This window comes from Halomonas sp. AOP25-F1-15 (assembly GCF_052378675.1).
Taxonomy (GTDB): domain Bacteria; phylum Pseudomonadota; class Gammaproteobacteria; order Pseudomonadales; family Halomonadaceae; genus Vreelandella; species Vreelandella casei.
The window spans coordinates 150,860-170,161 of record NZ_JBQSXV010000003.1 but is presented as its reverse complement, the minus strand read 5'-3'; the positions used below and the strand labels follow the sequence as shown (position 1 = coordinate 170,161).

The window sequence follows — 19,302 nt, the reverse complement described above, 5'->3', positions numbered from 1 at the left end:
GTGCGTAAAAAATGTAATGCGCTTACCCAGCACTTTCACCTAGCTCTGTTTTAAAGCAGAACTTCCATAGTCACAATTTGCTTTTTATTAAAATGTTAATAGCTTTTAACTATTTGTCGTCATCAACTTTCGCTAACCGCCGCTACGCTGTGAATTCTTCGGTGTCGATATCGGCTTGCTGCGCTTCGCCGTAGCGGGCACCTGCCACTTGGTCTGGTGTCATCATGGCATCCAGCTGTGTCAGGGTGATGTCATCAAGGCGCAGCGTTTGTGCTGCTAAATTTTCGCGCATATGGGCAGGCGTGCGCGTGCCCGGAATAGGGATTATGTCGCTGCCTTTTGCCTGCAACCACGCCAGCGCCAGCTGCCCTGGCGTGACGCTTAATGCCTGCGCCAACGTCGCAAGGCGCTCAAACAGCGCGACATTGTGCGGATAGTTCTCGGTGCTAAAACGCGGCATATTACGACGCATATCGCCCTCTTCGAGGCGCGCGGGGTCGTTAATGGCCCCGGCTAAAAACCCCCGCCCCAGAGGACTAAACGCGACCATCGCCGTGCCTGTCTCACGGCACGCATCAATCAGAGCGATTTCAGGATTGCGCGTCCACAGCGAGTATTCTGACTGCACCGCGGCAATTGGGTATTCAGCCACCGCGCGGTGCAAGGTTAGCGCAGAAACTTCAGACAACCCCACGCCACCAATTTTGCCCTCTTCCATCAAGCGCCCTAGCGCGCCTACGCTCTCTTCAACGGGGACTTGGTGATCCAAGCGGTGCAGGTAGTAGAGATCTAAATGATCGGTACGCAGCCGCGCAAGGCTCGCTTCGCACTGTTTGCGCAATGTTGCCGGGCGGCCGTCAATCACCCGCTTGCCCGACTCAGGATCCATCGCCATCCCGCATTTACTGGCTAGAAACAGCTGATGTCGTTTGCCCTCCAGGGCGCGACCGACCAAACGCTCATTGGCTGTAGCGCCATACATAGTAGCGGTATCGAAGTGGCGATAGCCCATATCAAAGGCCTCATCCAAAGCACGCAGGGCAGCACTTTCAGGCACGACGCTGCCGTAACCGTGAGAGAGGTTCATACAACCCAGGCCAATCGAAGGGGCATTAACAGCATTAAGACGTTGGAAAAAACTCGACATAGGAACTCCCGGCTTTAAAACAGTTTTATAACGTTTCACCGCCAAACTGCAATGCGGCTAAATGACGATAGAGCGGGCTGTTGGTGATTAACTCAGCGTGCGTGCCCGCCGCAATAAGTCGCCCGCCATCCAACACCAGTAATCGATCTGCCGCGATGACCGTGGCGAGCCGGTGGGCGATCACGATGCTGGTGCGCCCCACCATCAGCCGATCCAGCGCCTGCTGTACCAGTCGTTCGCTTTCGGCATCCAAGGCGCTGGTGGCTTCATCCAGCAACAGCACGGCGGGATTTTTTAGTAGCGCTCGGGCAATAGCGAGCCGCTGACGCTGGCCACCGGAAAGCTGCACACCCCCCGGCCCCAACGGCGTATCAAAGCCCTGGGGTAGCGCCTCGATAAACGCAAGCGCGCTGGCATCCTGAGCGGCGACCCGTAATTTGCCAAGATCAGCCTCGGCGTCGCCATAGCGAAGATTGTCCGCTACCGAGCCGCTAAACAGCACCGGCTCTTGGGCCACTAGCCCGATGGCACTGCGCAAAGCACTCAGATCTAAGCGACGAATATCAAGTCCATCGAGGGAAACATGCCCTTGGCTAGGATCATAAAAACGCAGCAGCAGTGCCAGCAGCGTGCTTTTCCCCGCTCCCGAGGGGCCGACAATAGCCACTCGCTCTCCTGGCTGGATATGTAAATCAAACGCCTCGAGCGCTGGCGTCGTCCTACCGGGATAGACGAAGCTAACGTTCGCTAATCTAATCTCGCCACGCGGTGGATTGGGTAACGCGTGAGGGCTTATGGGCGACTGGATAGCGGGCGGCGTATCGAGCAGTTCCAGCAGCCGCTCAGCGGCCCCTGCTGCACGCTGCACATCGCCCGCCACTTCGGCAAGCGTGGCAATAGAACCCGCTGCCAGCACGGCGTAGAAAATAAACGCCGATAGCTCGCCGGCGCTCATGGTGCCTGCTAATACCGCTTGGCCACCCTGCCAGAGCATCAGCCCAACGGCCGTAAACACGACTAGCATGGCAATGCCCGTCAGCCAGGCGCGCTGCTGCGTACGCTCTACGGCGCTGCCAAACGCCTGCTCGACACGCTGGCCATAGTGGCGCTTATCCTCAGCTTCATGGGTAAAGGCCTGAAGCGTTTGGATACCGCTCAGCGCCTCCTCCGCATAGCGGCCAAGTTCGGCCACGCGGTCTTGGCTGGTACGCGATAGCCGCCGCACTCGACGGCCGTACCACACAATAGGCAAAAGCGTGGCAGGAATGCCAATCAGCACCAGCGCCGAAAGCCAAGGCTGAGTGATCAGCATTAATACCACCGCACCGATTAACATCACGGCATTACGTAGCGCCAGCGATACGGAGGAGCCAAACAAGCTCTGTAGCACGCTGGTATCCGCGGTCAGCCGAGAGGCTATTTCACCGGCGGCACGCCCTTCACTCGCGCTTTCAAAGAAGCTGGGCTCGAGGGAAAGCAAATGGTCAAACACGCGCCGGCGCAGGTCAGCAGCCAAGCGTTCGCCAATCCAGGTCACTTGGTAGTAACGCAGTGCAGACGCTAGTGCCAGTACGGCCACGACGACCAGCATCAAGACCAATGCCTGCGCAAGGGCCCGCTCATCGGCACCGATAAAACCGCGATCAATCACTAAGCGCAGCCCATTGCCCAGCAGCAGCACACTGCCAGAGGCCAGTATCAGCGCCAGGCCGGCCAATGCTAACCGTAGCCGGTATGGGCGAAGGAGTCCCAGCAAACGCAGCAGCACACGGGGGTTAGAACGTTGATTCATAATAGTGAGTGCTCAGCAGCCAAGGCGGCTAATGACCATAGCAGGAGTGGCAATGGCCTGCACAGCACAAAAAAGCCCGCGAATAATCGCGGGCTTACGTGCAGACTGACGCAGCTAACGACGGATTAACGCCGCTTCACGTCCTCGCCTGAACCTAATCAATCAACGGCAGCAGCGTATTGAGACTATCGCGTGCATCGCCATAGAACATCCGCGTGTTGTCTTTGAAGAACAGCGGATTTTCAATGCCGGAATAACCGGTACCCTGGCCGCGCTTGCTGACAAATACCTGCTTCGCCTCCCACACTTTAAGCACCGGCATACCGGCAATGGGGCTATTCGGGTCTTCTTCAGCCGCGGGGTTAACGATATCGTTGGAGCCAATCACGATCACCACATCTGTAGAGGCGAAGTCATCGTTAATTTCATCCATTTCTAGCACGATATCATAAGGCACTTTGGCTTCAGCCAGCAGCACGTTCATATGCCCTGGCAAGCGCCCGGCCACCGGGTGAATACCAAAGCGAACGGTTTTACCCGACGCGCGCAGCTTACGCACTAAATCACTCACCGCGCTTTGTGCTTGAGCCACGGCCATGCCGTAACCCGGCACAATAATGACGCTATCAGCATCATTCAAGGCACTCGCTACGCCGCCTGCATCAATGGCCACCTGCTCGCCTTCAATCTCCGCCGCGGGCCCTTGCTTACCGCCAAAACCGCCTAAGATCACATTAATGAACTTGCGGTTCATCGCTTTACACATGATGTAGGAGAGAATCGCACCCGATGAACCTACCAGCGCACCCGTCACAATCAGCAGGTCGTTGGAGAGCGTAAAGCCGATAGCCGCCGCCGCCCAGCCGGAGTAGCTGTTGAGCATCGACACCACCACCGGCATATCCGCCCCGCCAATCCCCATGATCAGGTGATAGCCGATAAAGAATGCCAGCGCTGCTAACAGTATCAGCGTCCAGAAGCCGGCACCGTTCAGGTAAAGAATGGCTAACAGCAGCGACAGCACCGCCGCGCCCGCATTGAGCAAATGCCCACCGGGCAGTTGACGGGGTTTGCCATCGATTTTGCCCGCCAGCTTACCAAACGCAATCACCGAGCCGGTAAAGGTCACTGCGCCGATAAAGATGCCCAGCACTACCTCAACCTGCAGAAACATCAGCTCGTCAGGGGCTTTGGTAGCGACCAGCGCCGCAAACGCGGAGAACTGATCCAGCGAGGCCTCAGCGGCCCGCGCGGCCATTACCCGACGGCGTTCTAAATCGGCGCCCCACGCCACGAGTACCGCAGCCAAGCCCACAAAACTATGCAGTGCGGCGACTAGCTGGGGCATTTCGGTCATCTCGACCTTGCCCGCGACATAAGCGCCAATCCCTGCGCCGATCAGCATCATCGGAATCAGCCACCAGTAGCCGCCAATGCCTGGCCCAAAGGCGGTGAAAAACACCGCCAATGCCATACCGACGATGCCGTACCACACGGCGCGTTTAGCTTTTTCTTGGTTACTTAAGCCGCCTAGCGACAAAATAAATAGTACGCTTGCCGCGATTGCCGCGGCAGATACGAATCCTTGACCCAACATATCGTCTCTCCGCCGCTTAGGATTTTTGGAACATGGCCAGCATCCGGCGTGTCACCAGGAAGCCACCCACGATGTTAATTGACGCGATAAGCACTGAGATTGCCGCCAATACGCTAACCACTGCGCTGCCGGAACCAATCTGCAGAATCGCCCCCAAAATAATGATGCCCGAAATCGCATTGGTCACCGCCATCAACGGCGTGTGCAGCGAGTGGCTTACTTTCCAAATCACCTGGAAACCGATAAAGCAGGCTAATACAAAGACAATAAAGTGCTGCATAAAGGAAACAGGCGCGACCTGACCGAGCAGCAGCATCAACGCGCCACCGATGGCCAACAGCCCCACTTGGCGCGTGGTTTGCGCTTTAAAGCCGGCAATCTCGGCGGCTTTTTTCTCTTCAGGCGTGGGCTCTTTCTCTTTTTTCTTCGGCTTAGCCGCACCAATCGCTTTCACTTTGGGCGGCGGCGGTGGGAAGGTGATTTCGCCCTGATGCGTCACCGTAGCGCCACGAATCACATCGTCATCCATATTGTGATTAATCACGCCCTCTTTCTCAGGCGTTAGATCCGTCAGCATATGGCGAATATTGGTGGCGTAGAGCAAGGATGATTGCGTTGCCATGCGCGATGGGAAATCGGTGTAGCCGATCACTATTACGCCGTTATCGCTGACCACGCGCTCGTCAGGCTTGGTGAGATCGCAGTTGCCGCCTTTTTCGGCGGCTAGATCAATAATCACCGAGCCTGGCTTCATGGCCGCGACCATATCGTCCAGCCAAAGCTTGGGCGCGGGCTTGCCGGGGATCAGTGCGGTAGTGATGACGATATCGACATCGAGAGCCTGCTCACGGAAGCATTCAAGCTGCTTTTCGCGGAACTCAGGGCTTGAAGGTGATGCGTAACCACCGCTTTCAGAACCGTCCTGGCTATCCTCAAAATCAAGGAACACGAACTCCGCGCCCATGGATTCGATCTGCTCAGACACTTCGGGGCGCACGTCAAACGCACGGACGACTGCGCCCAGACTGGTGGCTGTACCAATCGCGGCCAACCCCGCCACGCCCGCGCCAATCACAAGCACCTTAGCCGGTGGCACTTTGCCCGCGGCAGTCACTTGGCCGGTAAAGAAGCGGCCAAAGTTATTGCCCGCCTCAATCACCGCGCGATAGCCCGCGATATTGGCCATGGAAGAGAGCGCATCCATCTTCTGGGCACGAGAAATACGCGGCACCATATCCATCGCCACAACGGTCGCGCCCTGGGCCTTACACTTCTCTAGCAGCGCTTCATTTTGGGCCGGCCAGAAGAAGGCAATCAGTGTTTGACCTTCACGCAGGCGTTCGGCCTCTTCATCAGAGGGCTCGCGGACTTTAATGACCACCTCAGCATCACGCCAGAGCGCCTCAGGCCCGTCCACCACCGTCACACCAGCATCGCGATAAGTGTCGTCATTAAAGCCCGCAGCAAGGCCTGCGCCAGTTTCAACTAGGCACTCATGGCCTAGTTTCTGGATCTGCTTTGCGCTCTCAGGGGTTAGCGCTACACGCGCTTCTCCCCGGGCACTCTCCTTCGGTGCGCCTATTTTCACTGGCGTTCTCCTTTTATTAATTGTCTACAGCGCCCCTTAAATGAACGTAATGCAACGCACATTCCGCTCAAGGCATAGCATCATTACTGACGGCTAGTTTTCTTTCAACCGTCTTTAATCTTGTCAGGACAACATTAAAAGCTAATATTTCTTTTATTAAGCCGCAGAAGGCCGGTGGCTGAATGCCTGAGCAAACGTCATAAGCTGCTGATAAAGCCAGGCAATGGCCGGATCGCTGGCATAGAGCCCATGCTGGATCAGGGTCATTTTTAACGCTGGCAATTCCTGAGGTGGTTCCACTAAGCGTACCGGCAGCATATCGACAAACCGTTCAGCCATTTGCCGCGGGAGCGTCATGATCGCCTCTGTTAGCGCCACCACCCGCGCGGCGGCAATATAGTTGAGATTCTTAGAAATCACATGCCGCGTTAAGCCGTGCTGCACCAAACAGCTGTCAATGTTACTGGGGCGCAAGCCGCTGATATCGGTCAGTTCCACATGCCTTTCGCGGGCAAATTGCACGATATCTAACGCCTCCCCTATGCGCTTATTGTGAGTCGCTGCCAAACAGACCAGTTCCTCATCCATCCAGGGCGTTTGTATTACGCCGCTAGGCAGCGCGCTTTGGCTATCCAATCCTACCACCATGTCGACATGGCGTTGTTCAAGACCTTCACCTAATACATCAGGGGTAATCAGCTCGATTGAAAAGCTAATGCCCGGCGCATAGGCCAATAGCTGGCTAAGAAAAGGCGGGTACATCACCTCTTCAAAGTAGTCCGTGGTGGCAAGCGTAAAGCGCCGCGCGCTCTCGGCAGGCGCAAATAAGGCAGGCGGCGCAAGGCCCTCACGCAGTAGCGCCAGCGCCTGCTGCACGACGGGCAATAGCGCCAGTGCGCGTGGGGTTGGCTGCATACCGTTTTCTGTGCGCACAAACAGCGGGTCGCCCAGCGACTCACGCAGGCGCTTAAGCGCGTGGCTCAGCGCTGGCTGGCTGAGATAGAGCGCTTCTGCCGCCCGAGTAACGTGGCGCTCGCGCATCAGCGTCTCAAAGACCAGTAGCAGGTTAAGGTCGAAATGGCGGAACGATCGCATAAATGACTGCTATTCATTTTATGAATGATTAAATTCTAAACATTCATTTAAATTATTACCAATTATTCCTTATCGTCTGCCCCATTCGCGACTATCAGCGATTTCCTGACCACAAGGAGAAGCACACCGGTGACTCACCACCACGCAATGTCTGCACAAACGATGCCCAGCCTCTATGGCGATGTGATTTCTACCTTTATGGGCGTAGCAAAAGCGACGGACCCCAAGGCAACCGACGCCGATGTCGTGGTAAGTGGCGTACCTTTTGACCTTGCCTGTTCGGGCCGTGCCGGCACCCGCATGGGGCCAAATGCTATTCGTCAAAGCACCGCTAATTTAATCTGGGAAGGCAAACGCTGGCCGTGGGACTTTGCGCTAGAAGAACGCCTAAGCGTGTGCGATGCCGGCAACGTTGACTATGCGTATGGCGAGCCAGAAAGCCTGGTAGACAATCTGGAAAGTCATGCCCATCGCTGGCTAAGCGCGGGTAAAAAAATGCTGACACTTGGCGGCGATCATTACATTAGCCTGCCACTGCTGCGCGCCCATGCTCGGGTACACGGCCCGTTAGCACTGATTCATTTCGATGCTCACACTGACACTTACGAGCAAGGCACGCGCTTTGATCACGGCACCATTTTTCACCACGCCCTAAAAGAAGGCCTGGTCGTGCCTGAGCACTCGCTACAAATTGGCATTCGTACCAGCTACGACCGCCGCAACCATCCTTATGAAGTGCTGGATGCTGACTGGGTCAACGACCATGGCCCTGCTGCGGTGCTGGAACGTATACGCGCCCGCGTTGGCCATCACCCGGCCTACGTTAGTTTGGACATTGATGGTCTCGACCCCGCCTACGCCCCCGGCACCGGCACGCCCGTTTGCGGCGGCATGTCGACTGACTTAATGTTGAAAGTCATCCGCGGCATGGTCGGTATGGATTTAATCGGCATGGACGTGGTGGAGGTTAATCCCGCTTATGACCACGGCGACATTACTTCGCTCGCCGCCGCCACGCTGGGATTAGAGTTTTTGTACACGTTAGCGGCGTCTAAGGGCGCTTGATTGCGGGGCTCCTGGGCAAAAGCGACTTAGAACGCAACATCAACAATAATCATATCGGTATAGGTGCCAGCCGGTGGCGTGCTTTGTCCCGGCAGTATCTCGGCACGATAAGTAAAACCTTGAGAGCTGCCGCTCGGCGTGCCAGGGTTTGTATCGGCTGTCGACGAGGCGCGTCGTTCGCTGCCACCATTTCCCCAGCGGCTGTTACCAGTCGTTCCTTTGTAAAGCTGGTAATTAAGGTATTGGCCGCCGCCTTCCATTCGTCGCACGTTACCCGCGGCATGCTGCCCGTCGCTTAACCCAACTGAATAGTCACTGCCTTTCGTGCAGGTAATGTCAATCGTGCGAGAGACTGTGTCAAAACCCGCTACAAGCGGCGCACTGCCGAAATCCAGGTCGGGGGCTTGAATCGCGCAGTCAGGAGTGACCATGATACTAAGATTGATGGTAGTAGTTCCTGTACCCGTCCTTGCTAGGCAAATTCCTAACAATCCAATGTCGCAGATTCGCCAATTCCAATTGATGGTCAGTGTGTCCGTATACATGCCGGCTGCAACATTGGTAGTGGGTAAGGTTCTAAATTCCATGGGAATATTAATGTTTTGGCCACCAATCAGACCAAGTAGATCAATCAGCACAGGATTAAAATAGTTATAAGCCGTACCGAGGAACATTTGCTCATTCTGTGATGCCAGAGCAAAGATGCGATAAGGGATTGCGTCGTTATTCTCGATGTTAACCAGCCGTCCTTGGTTAGTGCTGTTAAGCGTGGCACGAATCCTCTGGTTGGAGGTAACGGCTAGCCCTAGCAAAGCGCCTTGGCAAACAGCACCTGCACTGGGTTGAGCCGAGGTATTTTGAGGCGAGCTTTCGATAACAAAAGAATTGACACTACCAAAGGCTGCGCTAACGCTTGGACTTATCGTGCAAGCCCAGGCGTTAGGACTAACAATCGCTAAGGCTAGCAGTACGCAACCATATAGCCCGCCGTATTTAGACCGTGTTGGCGTACCTTCACGCTTCCCTAACGACATAATTGGCTTCCTAGGTGGTGTATTTCATCAGAGAGTACGTCAATGGCCAGTCTTAGCTCGCAGCTATCGCCGCTGGGCAGCGTTACGTGAAGTTGATTAGCGCTTTCTAAGTTTTCTAAATAGGTCTGACCATCCCAGCCTATTAGCGAAACTGCACCGCTGTTGGTTATGACACGGGAACCGAGAGGTAAAGGGTCACCCTGCGAGTCGACTAATACTAGCGTTGCTGCAATGACGCGCTTAACCGGAAAATTAAGTAAATAGCCGCTTCTTGCATTGACAGCGACGCGCTGTTCAACGTGCGCCACACTCAGGTTAGCGGGCAGTACTAAAGGGTCTATCTCATACTTTCCTGCGTAGTAGGCGCGTGCCCACGGGACGAGTAGGTGGCCGCTGTCTCGGGTGCTGCCGACCAACTGATTCTCGTAGCGTACTGGAACACCGGGTTGGCCATCGGTGCTGACCACAACAAATCCGTCGCGTACGTAGTTGGCAGCAAACCATTGGCTATCCATGCGTACTAGTGAGCCCCTGGCATCAGCATAGTGCACGGCATTTTGTTGAGTACCGAAAGTACCACCTCGCAACTCAGTAGCGGCCCCGCGCCAAGCTAACTCAGCTTGACGATAGTCGTTTTCGGAGCTGCGTTGCTCATAGGCTAGGTTCCAACCCCAACCGCCCTGTATCGGCGCTGTTTGAGTATATTGAGTGCGAGTGGACATGCCCCCTTCAGCATCTCGGCGAACGCTAGCGCTCAGCGTGCCAGGGCGGCGACTGAGCGGTAGCGTGACTTGTGCCAGAGCACTCCAATCTCCACCAACTTCTCGGTTAGCCGATAGCGAGAGATGCATACGCTCCCATAAAGGGCGGCTGTAGGTCAGATTAAGTAGACGCGAACGGCTATCTTGATCTGTTTTAATATCGAAGTAGCCACCAGCCAAAGAGCCTAAACGCCCCAAACTGAGGCCGGTGGTGAGTTGAGAGATCTCTCGCTGTGCTCTATAGTTTGAGTTACGTTGAATGCTGTTGGCTAAGTCGACGAACTCCGCCTGCTCCACCTGATGACGCAGCCCTATATTGAAGCCGCGACTGCGGTAGCGGTATCCCGTCGTATATGATGCTCCTGTAATTCCTTCGCTATAACTCTGTCGATAGGCGGACTCCAGCGTGCCGAGCCGCCATAGTTTAAAAGCGCCGCCCGCACCTGCGGTAGAAACATCGCTGGCTGCCTCTGCCTGAAGCTCGAGTGTGAAATAGTCATTAATACCACGTCGATAGCTACCGGTAGCTGCAATATTGCGGTAAGCAAAATCGCGCTGGCCAAAGTCTTTGCGTAGGGCACCGACACTAGCACTGTAACTAGTTAGCCCCGGACTTAACAATTCACTAGAAATATAAAAGGGCAGATTAGTAGATACTCGGCGACCCTGGCTATCCGTAGTGACTATTATCGCCTCACCCGCACCGGTCACCATTGGCATATTAGTTAGAGTGAATGGACCAGGGGCCAATGCCGTGGAAGATTGGCGCGTTCCATCAATAAATAGATCAAGGGTAGTAGGAACCGCCGTTTCCCCCGAGAATTCGGGCAGAGGGTATGTCACGAGATCCGGCCGAAGAGCGAAATCACGGGAAATTTGAATGCCCCCTAAGCGCACTGCGTTGGTCCAGCCTAACGGCCGAGTTATCACGTCACCTGCGGTGTAGTGAACCATTGTCTCTTGGTCAGCGTACTCCCAGCGGGTATCGAAACGTCGATAGCCTTCGTTAATGCCGCTTTCACCCGTCAAAGCTTGTCGGTAAATCCCCGTAGTGGTGAATGTTCCCGTGGTGCCGAAAAGGCGTGCCTCATGACCAAGACTCGCCGTAGTGCCTCCTCGCCGAGCACTGCTAACGTAGGCATCGTAATTGAATAACGCGCCTGGGCTTGCTTGCAACGGATAACGACTATTCGTGCGTGCGCTGGCGTGATACTGGCGGGATAGCCAGTGAGGAGGAACATTGATGTAAAGCCTTTGGGTCGGGCTGTGATATTGAACCTCTACATCGCTCAAACGACTTAGATTGATGACCTCCTCCTGGCCTGCTAAGCGCTCAGCGGGCAACCCGATATCAATCAACAATTCACGCTTAATCAGCAGAGAGTCATCTTTCTGGATAACGGCAATAACCCTCTGGGTAGGGTATTGATTGAGAACGATCTCTAAATATAGCGTCTGAACGGTATCGGCATTATCCGCAGTAGGAGGCGCTGGAAGTGTTTGGCTAAGCGCCGGCATTGATGTGATAGCGGGTAGCAGAGCGCTACAACACAACAATAGGCATACCCGAAAAAGCCGATTAAGGCGACAATTCATACAGGTGGCTATTTAGGTAAAACGCGATGGCTTTCACCCAATATTTGCGCATGTAGCTCGCCCATAGGCCTGACTCCTTGGGGTAGTAGCCAGCGGCGCGTACCGCCGGGCAGTACATAGCCAAGTAGACCTGCGGAAACTTCCGCGCGTGTTTCACCTTGTTTGAAGGCCACTTGGCTCAGGCGCACATGGTGTTGGCCAGTATTCTGAATTTCCAACTGCGCCTGCTCGCCCTGTTGAATAACCCGCCAGCTTAGTCCTGGGTAAAACCCGCTATTACTATGATTAGCTACGCGTTCTGGTGGAATGCCTCCTTCACCGTAAACGAAAAGCGGTAATGAGTAACGCATCTGTAACTTAACCGCAGCGCGTGGCGTATTCTGCACCTCATTACCGGGTGCTAGCGCAGGAATTTCATCGATGATAATTCGGTAGGCCTGCTCTTGACCAACGGGCGGCACTGCCTGCCGAATCAGGCGTACCATCTGCCGCTCGCCGGGAGCGATTGTCATCATTGGCGGACTCCCTACCACTGACTGCTGGGTCTGATACTGGTCATCCCCTCTTTCTTGTGACCACGCAAATATGCGCAGCTGCATATTGGCTGGCTGACTGCCTTGATTTTCGAGCCAAAGAGCACTGGCTTGCTGGTCGCTCTCGATAACAGGGTAAATGGGCCAGATCAACAAAGAGCTAGCCATTGCGGAAATCGGGCTCGCCAGCAGGCTTAGCAAAGCGAGAACGCCAATGACGTAACTGAAACGCATTATTCGCACTAGGTATTCCCTTTCGTTACTTATTATCCCGCCAATGAGACGTCACCACTCCAATGTGACTAATAATTCATCACTGTAACTGCCTGCAGGCAAGTTACCCGGCAGCATCAGCCTGCCCCAAATGGGCAAGGTGATATTGTCTGGTGTGGTCGAAGTATCTATGGAGACTGGTTGACTGACCCCGATGGCGTTCTGAAGTGCGGCATCTTGATAAAGCTGATAGGCGAGCGTCTCGTTTCCATTTACACGCTTGAGCTGGCGCTCTACGTCCCATTGCTGACCGCCATCAACTCGAAGCGTTAGCGGCGTTCCAGGCGTACAGCTCAACGTAAAGGCGCTTGACGTGACTAGTGATGCACTGCGCATGTCTTGGGAAAGTGCTGATGCAGTACCAAAAGCCAAACTACCTATCATGCCAAGGAGTGTTCCGTTAGACGGAATTTCTTGGTTAACTAAACAGCCCGGAGTAATGGTGGCCGATACCATAAAGGTGTCGGTTGGCGAGGCTTGAGAAAGCCCCGCTACCATCACTGCGGAACTGACAAGTTGCCAGCCTTTAATCATTCAACGCTACCAAGCGAGCTGAACTTGTAGGGTGTCCTCGTAGGTACCAGCAGGCAGGTTGCCTGGGCTACCAAAAGCTCGGCCATAAAGCGAAATAGTTTGAGCCGTATTCGTGAATGGGTCTAGCACGATGTCTCCATTGAGAGCTAGCAGATCAGTGCGGGCTGCATCGGTATATAACGTGTAGCCCACAAAAGTGCCGCCTTCAGTATTCTGCATTGCATGAGTTGCGGGAGCTGCATCACCATCATTCCCCCCTTCCACTAATGTAAATGTGGGCGCAACGCCCGGCGAGCAGAGTACTGTGATACCGCTGCCACCCGCTACTTCAGTATCGACTTGATCGAATAGTGCCGAATGGCTGCCAAATGCTAGGCTGCCGAAGTCGACTCCCGTGCCTTCAATGCCACCAACTGAGCATGTGGCCTCTAATGTGATAGAGGCATCAATGGTGCCGGTAACGCTTTGAGCGTTGGCTAAAGTGGATGTAACGAAAAGCGTCGCGGCCAAAGTACTCAGGCTAGCAGTGCGAGAGAAGTTCAATACAAGCATGGTGAGCTCCTGGGAAGAGATATTCCGCTGAACAAAATTATCAAGGCACAACTAGCTATGGCTGTCGATAGACAGCTAACAATGCTAGTGGTTACGACTTTTTATCAATTTTTCTTTAATAAAAAATAACTATAAACTAATTTTTATTAATATCAAAACAAAATAAAAATAGCGCATCTCGACAGTCTTTATTAGCTGCTTTTCTTAGTAAAAAAGCAGCGGTTTATAAACAAAATGCTGACAAAATTTACTATACAGACAACTTAAATAATAATAAAAAACCATAAGTAACAAAAAGCATCAAATCATAGATAAATCATTCAAGGACTGAATGCCGGGCTTTCCCGATCCGCATGACACACCCGAGCCTCAAACGGAGGCCATCTCAGATGGCCTCTGAGCTGACGCCACCCTAACGCCCAGCGCCTATCGAAGAAAATTTCTTATCCAAGCGGCAACTTTTCTATTAGTCGAAACGACAATTGCCATTGTGTGACATTAGAACGTTACTATGCCTTATGATGGCTCAGGCCAATACCACAACAAGGGCATAGTACTAATGAAAATTCAGCGTCCACAATCGTTTCGAGTCTTTGGACAACCATTAGCGGCAGCAATACTCTTAGCAGGCTTTTCGGCGCAAGCGATGGCTAGCGAATCCGTTAGCATTGGCGTGGCTCCAACGGCTTCAGGCTGGTATTTCGGCTATTCCGAGCTTTCCAGGCTTATTAGCAGCGACTCCCCTTTAGAAATTTCTGTTCGTGAAACAGGGGGCTCTCAAGAAAATACCATTCGTTTAGGTCGTGGTGAGATCGATTTTGCACTCGTAGATGCCCCCGGCGCCTACGAGGCTTATCATGGCGAAGGTCGCTATCAGAACAAAGCCATCGACGATATCAGAATGGTACTTTGGGTTGCCCCTTCCACCATGCATTGGGCAGTGCGTCAGGACAGCGGTATCGAAACGTTTGAAGACCTGGACGGCCAGCGCTTTAACCCCAGTAGCATTGGTGGCGGAGGCGAGTACATCACCGAACGCGTCTTCGATGCGCTTGAAATCACTCCCGACTATCAGCGTATGAGCATGTCGGATGCCTCCGATGCCGTTGTGGATGGCCGCATCATTGGATTCAGTTATAACGGCATTCCCCCCATTCCAGCCTTTACGGAGGTTCACTCGGCACGACCTTTGCGCGTGCTATCAATGGGTGATGAACAAGTAGCGACCGCAACGGAAAAATTGCCCTTCTTGTCTGCAGCGACTATTCCAGCAGGCACTTATCGGGACATGCCAGAAACGACCACGCTGGGCACCTATATCGGCGTCGCAAGCAGCGCTGATCTATCCGAAGATGCAGTTTACGAGTTCACACGTGCTTATTGGGAAAATATCGAGCGGTTAAGCCAGACCTTTGCTCCCGCCCAAGGGATGACGCCAGCCATCTCTGTTGAAAATACTACCTCCCCGCTTCATGCAGGCGCCGTGCGCTACTATCAGGAAATTGGCCTAGACGTACCCGCCGAGCTTCTACCGCCAGAGATGTAATAAACATCACCCCCCCTAGATTCATTTAACCTAGGGGGGGGTGATGTGTGGCCTGCTGAACGTAAAGCACTACCCACTGTTGCTCAAAAAGCAACGAACTTGTCACGCTAGCCTCTCCTTCCTGTCTGCTAAGTCGCTTAATTTATAGCCTCTAAAATAATGACGCTAATAACGGCAGGAACAGGCAATGCTTTCAAAACACGTTTTTTCAGAAAAACAGCTGCAAGATGCCACCGCGCTGCGGCATAGGCTTCATCAAAACCCTGAGCTTAAATTCCAAGAAACCGACACTGCCACGCTAGTTGCAAAGCAACTTCGTGCGCTTGGTTACACAGTTACAGAAGGCATTGCTATCACGGGTGTGATGGCTGAACTGGACACCGGGCGAGACGGCCCTGTGATTGCTTTCCGAGCCGATATGGATGCTCTTCCTATTCTGGAAGCTAACGCTTTTGATCACTGCTCCCAGCAGGAAGGCTTGATGCACGCCTGCGGCCACGACGGGCACACCGCCACGCTACTGCTTGCCGCCGAGGCCATTATGGCGATGCGTGATGAGCTATGCGGCTATATAAAGCTGCTGTTCCAGCCAGGAGAGGAAGGCGGCAACGGTGCAGACTTAATGGTCAAGGCAGGCGTGCTGGAAAAACCTAACGTATCCGCCGTATTTGGCTACCATAACCGCCCTGGCTTTCCAGCCGGCCAGCTATTCGTCAAATCCGGTTCGGCCATGGGCGGTAACGACACTTACAAAGTCATCATTAAGGGCGTTTCCGGGCATGCTGCAATGCCGCACTTGGCGGTTGATCCTATTTACGTAGGCGCATCACTGGTACAGCAGCTACAGGGATTGGTGGCTCGCCATAAGTCTCCGCTCGAAGCTGGCGTGATTACGGTAGCGTCTTTTCACGCCGGAGATGCCGCCAATGTTATTCCCGGCCATGCTGAGCTGCTGATCAATATTCGCAGTGACCGCCCCTCTTCACGTGAGGCGCTGACCGGCAAATTAGAGCAGGTGATACAGGGCCTATGTACAGCCCACGGCGCGCACTTCCAGATTGAGCATCTTCATCAAATTCCGCCGCTAGTTAACGATCCAGAATGGTCAGAAAGAGTGCTGGCAATAGCCGCGGAGCATGCGGTTAGCGACGATATCCAGCAGCTAGATTACATGCCTACCATGGGCGCAGAGGACTTTGCATTTTATCTACAAGAAGTGCCCGGCTGCTTTTTCTTTGTCGGTAACGGTGACAGCGCTTATCTACACAATGAAAAGTATGATTTCAATGACCAGATCTTACCGGTCGCTGCAGGCATGTTTGTGGCCCTGGCAAAAAGCGTGTTATCCCAGCGTTAGTGGCCTCTCGACACCCCATTAGATTAAAAATAATGTTTAATAATAAGGGCTAAAACGATGCAAGGCGTACTTTCTTCTATTGAGCGGGTGGGCAATAAACTCCCCCATCCGTTTATTCTGTTTGCCATTCTGGCCGCCGTGGTGGTGGTTATCTCCGCCATTCTCGCGATGTTTGGTGTTTCTGCCATCAACCCGCAAACGGGCGACAGCGTCGCCGTTCGCAACCTGCTTTCTGCAGACGGGATCGAATTCATGCTGACCAGCGTGGTCAGTAACTTTGTAAATTTTCCACCGCTGGGGCTCATTTTGGTGGTCATGTTCGGCATCGGCCTTGCGGATAAAGTAGGCCTAATGTCGACACTGATGCAGGCGAGTGTGGCCAAAGCTCCGCCTTCTCTGCTTACCTTCTGCGTATTTCTGGCAGGCATTTGTGGCAGCGTTGCATCCGATGCTAACTATCTAATTCTGATCCCCCTGGCGGCCATGCTGTACTACTCAGTGGGCCGTCATCCTATTGCCGGAGCCGCTGCGGCTTACGCTGCCGCAGGTGCTGGCTTTGATGCCAGTTTGTTCATCACGGTGGGAGACGCACTGTTTGCGGGCATTACCACCGACGCGGCGCGCCTGATCGATCCCGACGCCTATATTTCGCCGGTCGACAACTACTACTTCGTTGCCTGCTCGGTATTCGTGCTAGCTATCGTTGGCACGCTCATCATCGACAAAATAGTGGAACCAAGGCTTCAGCGCACCCTGCCGATGGACAAAAATTTTAAAACGGACATCGTTAAACCAGAGCTAAGCGCTACGGAAAAAAAGGGGCTTAAACGTGTCGGTTTTGCCACCTTGATTTATCTGGCCCTGGTGCTTATTGCAGTGATTCCTGAGGCGTCGCCGCTACGCAATGCAGAAGGTGGTCTCATTCCATCGCCTTTCTTGCGCTCGCTAGTGCCACTGATGTTTATCTATTTTGTAACGATTGGCTTGGTCTACGGCATCACCACCGGCAAAATTACCAGTAGCCGCGACGTGCCCCAGCGGATGGCAGAATCCGCCAGTGATCTTGCGCCGACGCTGGTACTGTTTTTTGCAATATCGCAATTTATTGCCTACTTCCGCTGGTCAGAACTTGGTCAATATATTGCCATTGAGGGCTCTAATATTCTGCAAAGCACCGGCTTTACCGGCCTGCCTTTAGTCGGGGCATTTATTGCTATGAGTGCGATACTCAACGTCTTTATGACCAGCGGCTCGGCTCAATGGGCATTAATGGCACCGGTTTTCGTTCCAATGCTGATGATGATCGACTTTGACCCAGCCTTTGTATTGGCGATGTTCCGTATTGGCGATTCGAGCACCAACATTATTTCCCCAATGAGCCCGTACTTTTCGGTCGCGCTGGTCTATATGCAGCGTTACAAGCCAGATATGGGGCTGGGAACACTGATTGCCACGATGCTACCGATGGCACTCGGCTTTTTGATTGCTTGGTCGGCGTTCCTGATGTTCTGGCTTGCCATGGGATGGCCGATTGGCCCTGGTGTTTACATGATGGCAAGCTAACGCCTCGCGACATTATTGCATCGTCATCATCAGCTTCCACAAATAGTCGGCAGCGGGCGAAAGCCTTCTGCCGGCTCGACGCACGAGATTTCCCTGGCTGCTGGCAGCTAGAGAGTGCGTAATGGGGATCGCTTTCAATAACCCCGCCTCTATCTCATTTCGGGCGGCGGCGGCAGTCATAAACGATACGCCAATGCCCGCGCTTGCCATGCGCCGTGAGACGGAGTGTAGATTACAGCGGTAGGCAGGCGTTGCTCTTTGCCCAGCGGCGCCAAGCACCGCGCTAACAAACTGCTGAGATCCTGATACATCCGGCAAGAAGATCAACTTGTGCTGCAACAGCTCAGCCACGGTGACACCCGTCTGGCAAGCCAGTGGGTGGAAAGGCGCCACCAGTGCACATAGCGGCCCACGCTCAAAGGAGTGAACCACTAGCCTAGGGTCGGAAATCGGGCCATAGGTAATGGCAATATCTACCTCATCTGTCGCTACCATTTCATGCGGCTCGCGAGGATAGTAGATGCCCGTTTTAATTTCGATTAGCACCTCGGGATATTGCTCGGAAACACGCCGCATTACGTGGTTAATAAAGCTATCGACAAAGCCGTCGCCCACCGACACTACGACTTTACCCGTCTGCAAATTGCGTAAGCGGGAAAGCGTATCACTCAGTTCAGCATTCAAGCGCCGCTGGGCCAGAAAGCTTTCCAGCACTAGCCGGCCCGCTTCCGTCAGCATTACATGACGCCCCTGCCTTTCCAGCAACGCCATGCCAAGCTCTTGTTCTAAGCCCCGCACCTGACGGCTCACCACGGACGGGTTGATATTCATATGCTCAGCCGCTGCGCGGATACCGCCACAGCTGCTGACCTCTAGCAAATAGAAAGCGCGTTTATCCAGTATGTTCATAGCATGCACGTGTTGTAACGCCGGCAGCAGTTATGCAAGAAGCGATATAAGTGTCATACATAATTTGAGAGGCTTTGCTGAGTAAAACAAATCGATCCGCACCTAACAGTTCATCCGATGAATAACCGTACTGTTTTTCTATATAGCGATTAATATAGACAATACGTCGCTTATCATCGGTGACCATGCATTTCACCGGAAAATTATCGAGAGGAAATAGATCGACTGTATACATGGTTTGCCTGCAATAAGGTCTCAATGATTCACACGTAACTGTCTTTATGGCCTTGGATAATACCCCAGTTTTTATTTTTATAACGTAACCATTTGATACAATTAAGAGCACAGAAAGCAACCCTG

Annotated in this window: 16 protein-coding genes; 4 read left to right on the top strand and 12 right to left on the bottom strand. The window is 53.6% G+C overall.

The window, feature by feature from the left end; all coding sequences use genetic code 11:
* Positions 1–142: 142 nt before the first annotated feature.
* The 5 genes from ACT3TF_RS06690 to ACT3TF_RS06670 all read right to left on the bottom strand — a co-directional run bounded on the left by ACT3TF_RS06690 (position 143) and on the right by ACT3TF_RS06670 (position 7,219).
* Positions 143–1,147, bottom strand: coding sequence for an aldo/keto reductase (locus ACT3TF_RS06690; protein ID WP_444671841.1), 1,005 nt, complete (start codon positions 1,145–1,147; stop codon positions 143–145).
* A gap of 25 nt (positions 1,148–1,172) precedes the next feature.
* Positions 1,173–2,939 (bottom strand): ABC transporter transmembrane domain-containing protein, encoded by a 1,767-nt coding sequence (locus ACT3TF_RS06685; protein ID WP_444671840.1) that lies wholly within the window; start codon positions 2,937–2,939, stop codon positions 1,173–1,175.
* A gap of 154 nt (positions 2,940–3,093) precedes the next feature.
* Entirely contained in the window at positions 3,094–4,536 is a 1,443-nt protein-coding gene (locus tag ACT3TF_RS06680) for an NAD(P)(+) transhydrogenase (Re/Si-specific) subunit beta (RefSeq protein WP_096277346.1), read from the bottom strand.
* Between the two features lie 16 nt (positions 4,537–4,552).
* On the bottom strand, positions 4,553–6,124 hold the full coding sequence (locus tag ACT3TF_RS06675; protein WP_096277344.1) for a Re/Si-specific NAD(P)(+) transhydrogenase subunit alpha: 1,572 nt from the start codon (positions 6,122–6,124) through the stop codon (positions 4,553–4,555).
* Positions 6,125–6,280: 156 nt separating this feature from the next.
* Complete coding sequence (locus tag ACT3TF_RS06670) at positions 6,281–7,219, bottom strand: LysR family transcriptional regulator (RefSeq protein WP_444671839.1); 939 nt, start codon at positions 7,217–7,219, stop codon at positions 6,281–6,283.
* Between the two features lie 162 nt (positions 7,220–7,381).
* Between ACT3TF_RS06670 and speB the strand changes: the two genes are divergently transcribed.
* Entirely contained in the window at positions 7,382–8,284 is a 903-nt protein-coding gene (gene speB / locus ACT3TF_RS06665) for an agmatinase (protein WP_444625061.1), read from the top strand.
* Between the two features lie 26 nt (positions 8,285–8,310).
* Here speB and ACT3TF_RS06660 read toward each other — a convergent pair whose 3' ends face one another.
* The 5 genes from ACT3TF_RS06660 to ACT3TF_RS06640 are packed head-to-tail and all read right to left on the bottom strand — an operon-like array spanning position 8,311 to position 13,567.
* Positions 8,311–9,318 carry a Csu type fimbrial protein gene (locus ACT3TF_RS06660; RefSeq protein ID WP_444671838.1) on the bottom strand — a complete coding sequence of 336 codons (1,008 nt, stop codon included), beginning with the start codon at positions 9,316–9,318 and terminating at the stop codon, positions 8,311–8,313.
* Positions 9,309–11,636, bottom strand: a complete 2,328-nt coding sequence (locus ACT3TF_RS06655) for a fimbria/pilus outer membrane usher protein (RefSeq protein WP_192535799.1) — start codon at positions 11,634–11,636, stop codon at positions 9,309–9,311. The genes ACT3TF_RS06660 and ACT3TF_RS06655 overlap by 10 nt, the downstream gene beginning before the upstream one ends.
* A gap of 47 nt (positions 11,637–11,683) precedes the next feature.
* Positions 11,684–12,442, bottom strand: a complete 759-nt coding sequence (locus ACT3TF_RS06650; protein WP_444625060.1) for a fimbrial biogenesis chaperone — start codon at positions 12,440–12,442, stop codon at positions 11,684–11,686.
* A gap of 51 nt (positions 12,443–12,493) precedes the next feature.
* Positions 12,494–13,015, bottom strand: a complete 522-nt coding sequence (locus tag ACT3TF_RS06645) for a Csu type fimbrial protein (protein WP_444671837.1) — start codon at positions 13,013–13,015, stop codon at positions 12,494–12,496.
* A gap of 6 nt (positions 13,016–13,021) precedes the next feature.
* The gene (locus ACT3TF_RS06640; RefSeq protein ID WP_096277334.1) at positions 13,022–13,567 is read right to left on the bottom strand and encodes a Csu type fimbrial protein; all 546 of its coding nucleotides are present in this window, start codon (positions 13,565–13,567) and stop codon (positions 13,022–13,024) included.
* 559 nt (positions 13,568–14,126) lie between these two features.
* Between ACT3TF_RS06640 and ACT3TF_RS06635 the strand changes: the two genes are divergently transcribed.
* The 3 genes from ACT3TF_RS06635 to ACT3TF_RS06625 all read left to right on the top strand — a co-directional run bounded on the left by ACT3TF_RS06635 (position 14,127) and on the right by ACT3TF_RS06625 (position 18,033).
* Positions 14,127–15,113, top strand: coding sequence for a TAXI family TRAP transporter solute-binding subunit (locus ACT3TF_RS06635; protein WP_444671836.1), 987 nt, complete (start codon positions 14,127–14,129; stop codon positions 15,111–15,113).
* Positions 15,114–15,300: 187 nt separating this feature from the next.
* On the top strand, positions 15,301–16,470 hold the full coding sequence (locus ACT3TF_RS06630; protein WP_444671835.1) for a M20 metallopeptidase family protein: 1,170 nt from the start codon (positions 15,301–15,303) through the stop codon (positions 16,468–16,470).
* Between the two features lie 57 nt (positions 16,471–16,527).
* Positions 16,528–18,033 (top strand): AbgT family transporter, encoded by a 1,506-nt coding sequence (locus ACT3TF_RS06625; RefSeq protein ID WP_441685629.1) that lies wholly within the window; start codon positions 16,528–16,530, stop codon positions 18,031–18,033.
* Between the two features lie 12 nt (positions 18,034–18,045).
* Here the strand turns inward: ACT3TF_RS06625 and ACT3TF_RS06620 are convergent, their stop codons facing one another.
* Both ACT3TF_RS06620 and ACT3TF_RS06615 read right to left on the bottom strand, forming a co-directional pair.
* Positions 18,046–18,942 (bottom strand): LysR family transcriptional regulator, encoded by an 897-nt coding sequence (locus ACT3TF_RS06620; protein WP_441685630.1) that lies wholly within the window; start codon positions 18,940–18,942, stop codon positions 18,046–18,048.
* Positions 18,926–19,177, bottom strand: coding sequence for a PAS domain S-box protein (locus ACT3TF_RS06615; RefSeq protein WP_441685631.1), 252 nt, complete (start codon positions 19,175–19,177; stop codon positions 18,926–18,928). The genes ACT3TF_RS06620 and ACT3TF_RS06615 overlap by 17 nt, the downstream gene beginning before the upstream one ends.
* Positions 19,178–19,302: the final 125 nt, after the last annotated feature.

What these genes read in the sequence shown, in the direction of transcription:
- ACT3TF_RS06630 (WP_444671835.1), top strand. Translation starts at nt 15,301, where the DNA reads ATGCTTTCAAAACACGTTTTTTCAGAAAAACAGCTGCAAGATGCCACC.
- ACT3TF_RS06635 (WP_444671836.1), top strand. Translation starts at nt 14,127, where the DNA reads ATGAAAATTCAGCGTCCACAATCGTTTCGAGTCTTTGGACAACCATTA.
- ACT3TF_RS06660 (WP_444671838.1), bottom strand. Translation starts at nt 9,318, where the DNA reads ATGTCGTTAGGGAAGCGTGAAGGTACGCCAACACGGTCTAAATACGGC.
- ACT3TF_RS06680 (WP_096277346.1), bottom strand. Translation starts at nt 4,536, where the DNA reads ATGTTGGGTCAAGGATTCGTATCTGCCGCGGCAATCGCGGCAAGCGTA.
- ACT3TF_RS06640 (WP_096277334.1), bottom strand. Translation starts at nt 13,567, where the DNA reads ATGCTTGTATTGAACTTCTCTCGCACTGCTAGCCTGAGTACTTTGGCC.
- ACT3TF_RS06690 (WP_444671841.1), bottom strand. Translation starts at nt 1,147, where the DNA reads ATGTCGAGTTTTTTCCAACGTCTTAATGCTGTTAATGCCCCTTCGATT.
- ACT3TF_RS06625 (WP_441685629.1), top strand. Translation starts at nt 16,528, where the DNA reads ATGCAAGGCGTACTTTCTTCTATTGAGCGGGTGGGCAATAAACTCCCC.
- ACT3TF_RS06685 (WP_444671840.1), bottom strand. Translation starts at nt 2,939, where the DNA reads ATGAATCAACGTTCTAACCCCCGTGTGCTGCTGCGTTTGCTGGGACTC.
- ACT3TF_RS06615 (WP_441685631.1), bottom strand. Translation starts at nt 19,177, where the DNA reads ATGTATACAGTCGATCTATTTCCTCTCGATAATTTTCCGGTGAAATGC.
- speB (WP_444625061.1), top strand. Translation starts at nt 7,382, where the DNA reads ATGCCCAGCCTCTATGGCGATGTGATTTCTACCTTTATGGGCGTAGCA.
- ACT3TF_RS06670 (WP_444671839.1), bottom strand. Translation starts at nt 7,219, where the DNA reads ATGCGATCGTTCCGCCATTTCGACCTTAACCTGCTACTGGTCTTTGAG.
- ACT3TF_RS06620 (WP_441685630.1), bottom strand. Translation starts at nt 18,942, where the DNA reads ATGAACATACTGGATAAACGCGCTTTCTATTTGCTAGAGGTCAGCAGC.
- ACT3TF_RS06645 (WP_444671837.1), bottom strand. Translation starts at nt 13,015, where the DNA reads ATGATTAAAGGCTGGCAACTTGTCAGTTCCGCAGTGATGGTAGCGGGG.
- ACT3TF_RS06650 (WP_444625060.1), bottom strand. Translation starts at nt 12,442, where the DNA reads ATGCGTTTCAGTTACGTCATTGGCGTTCTCGCTTTGCTAAGCCTGCTG.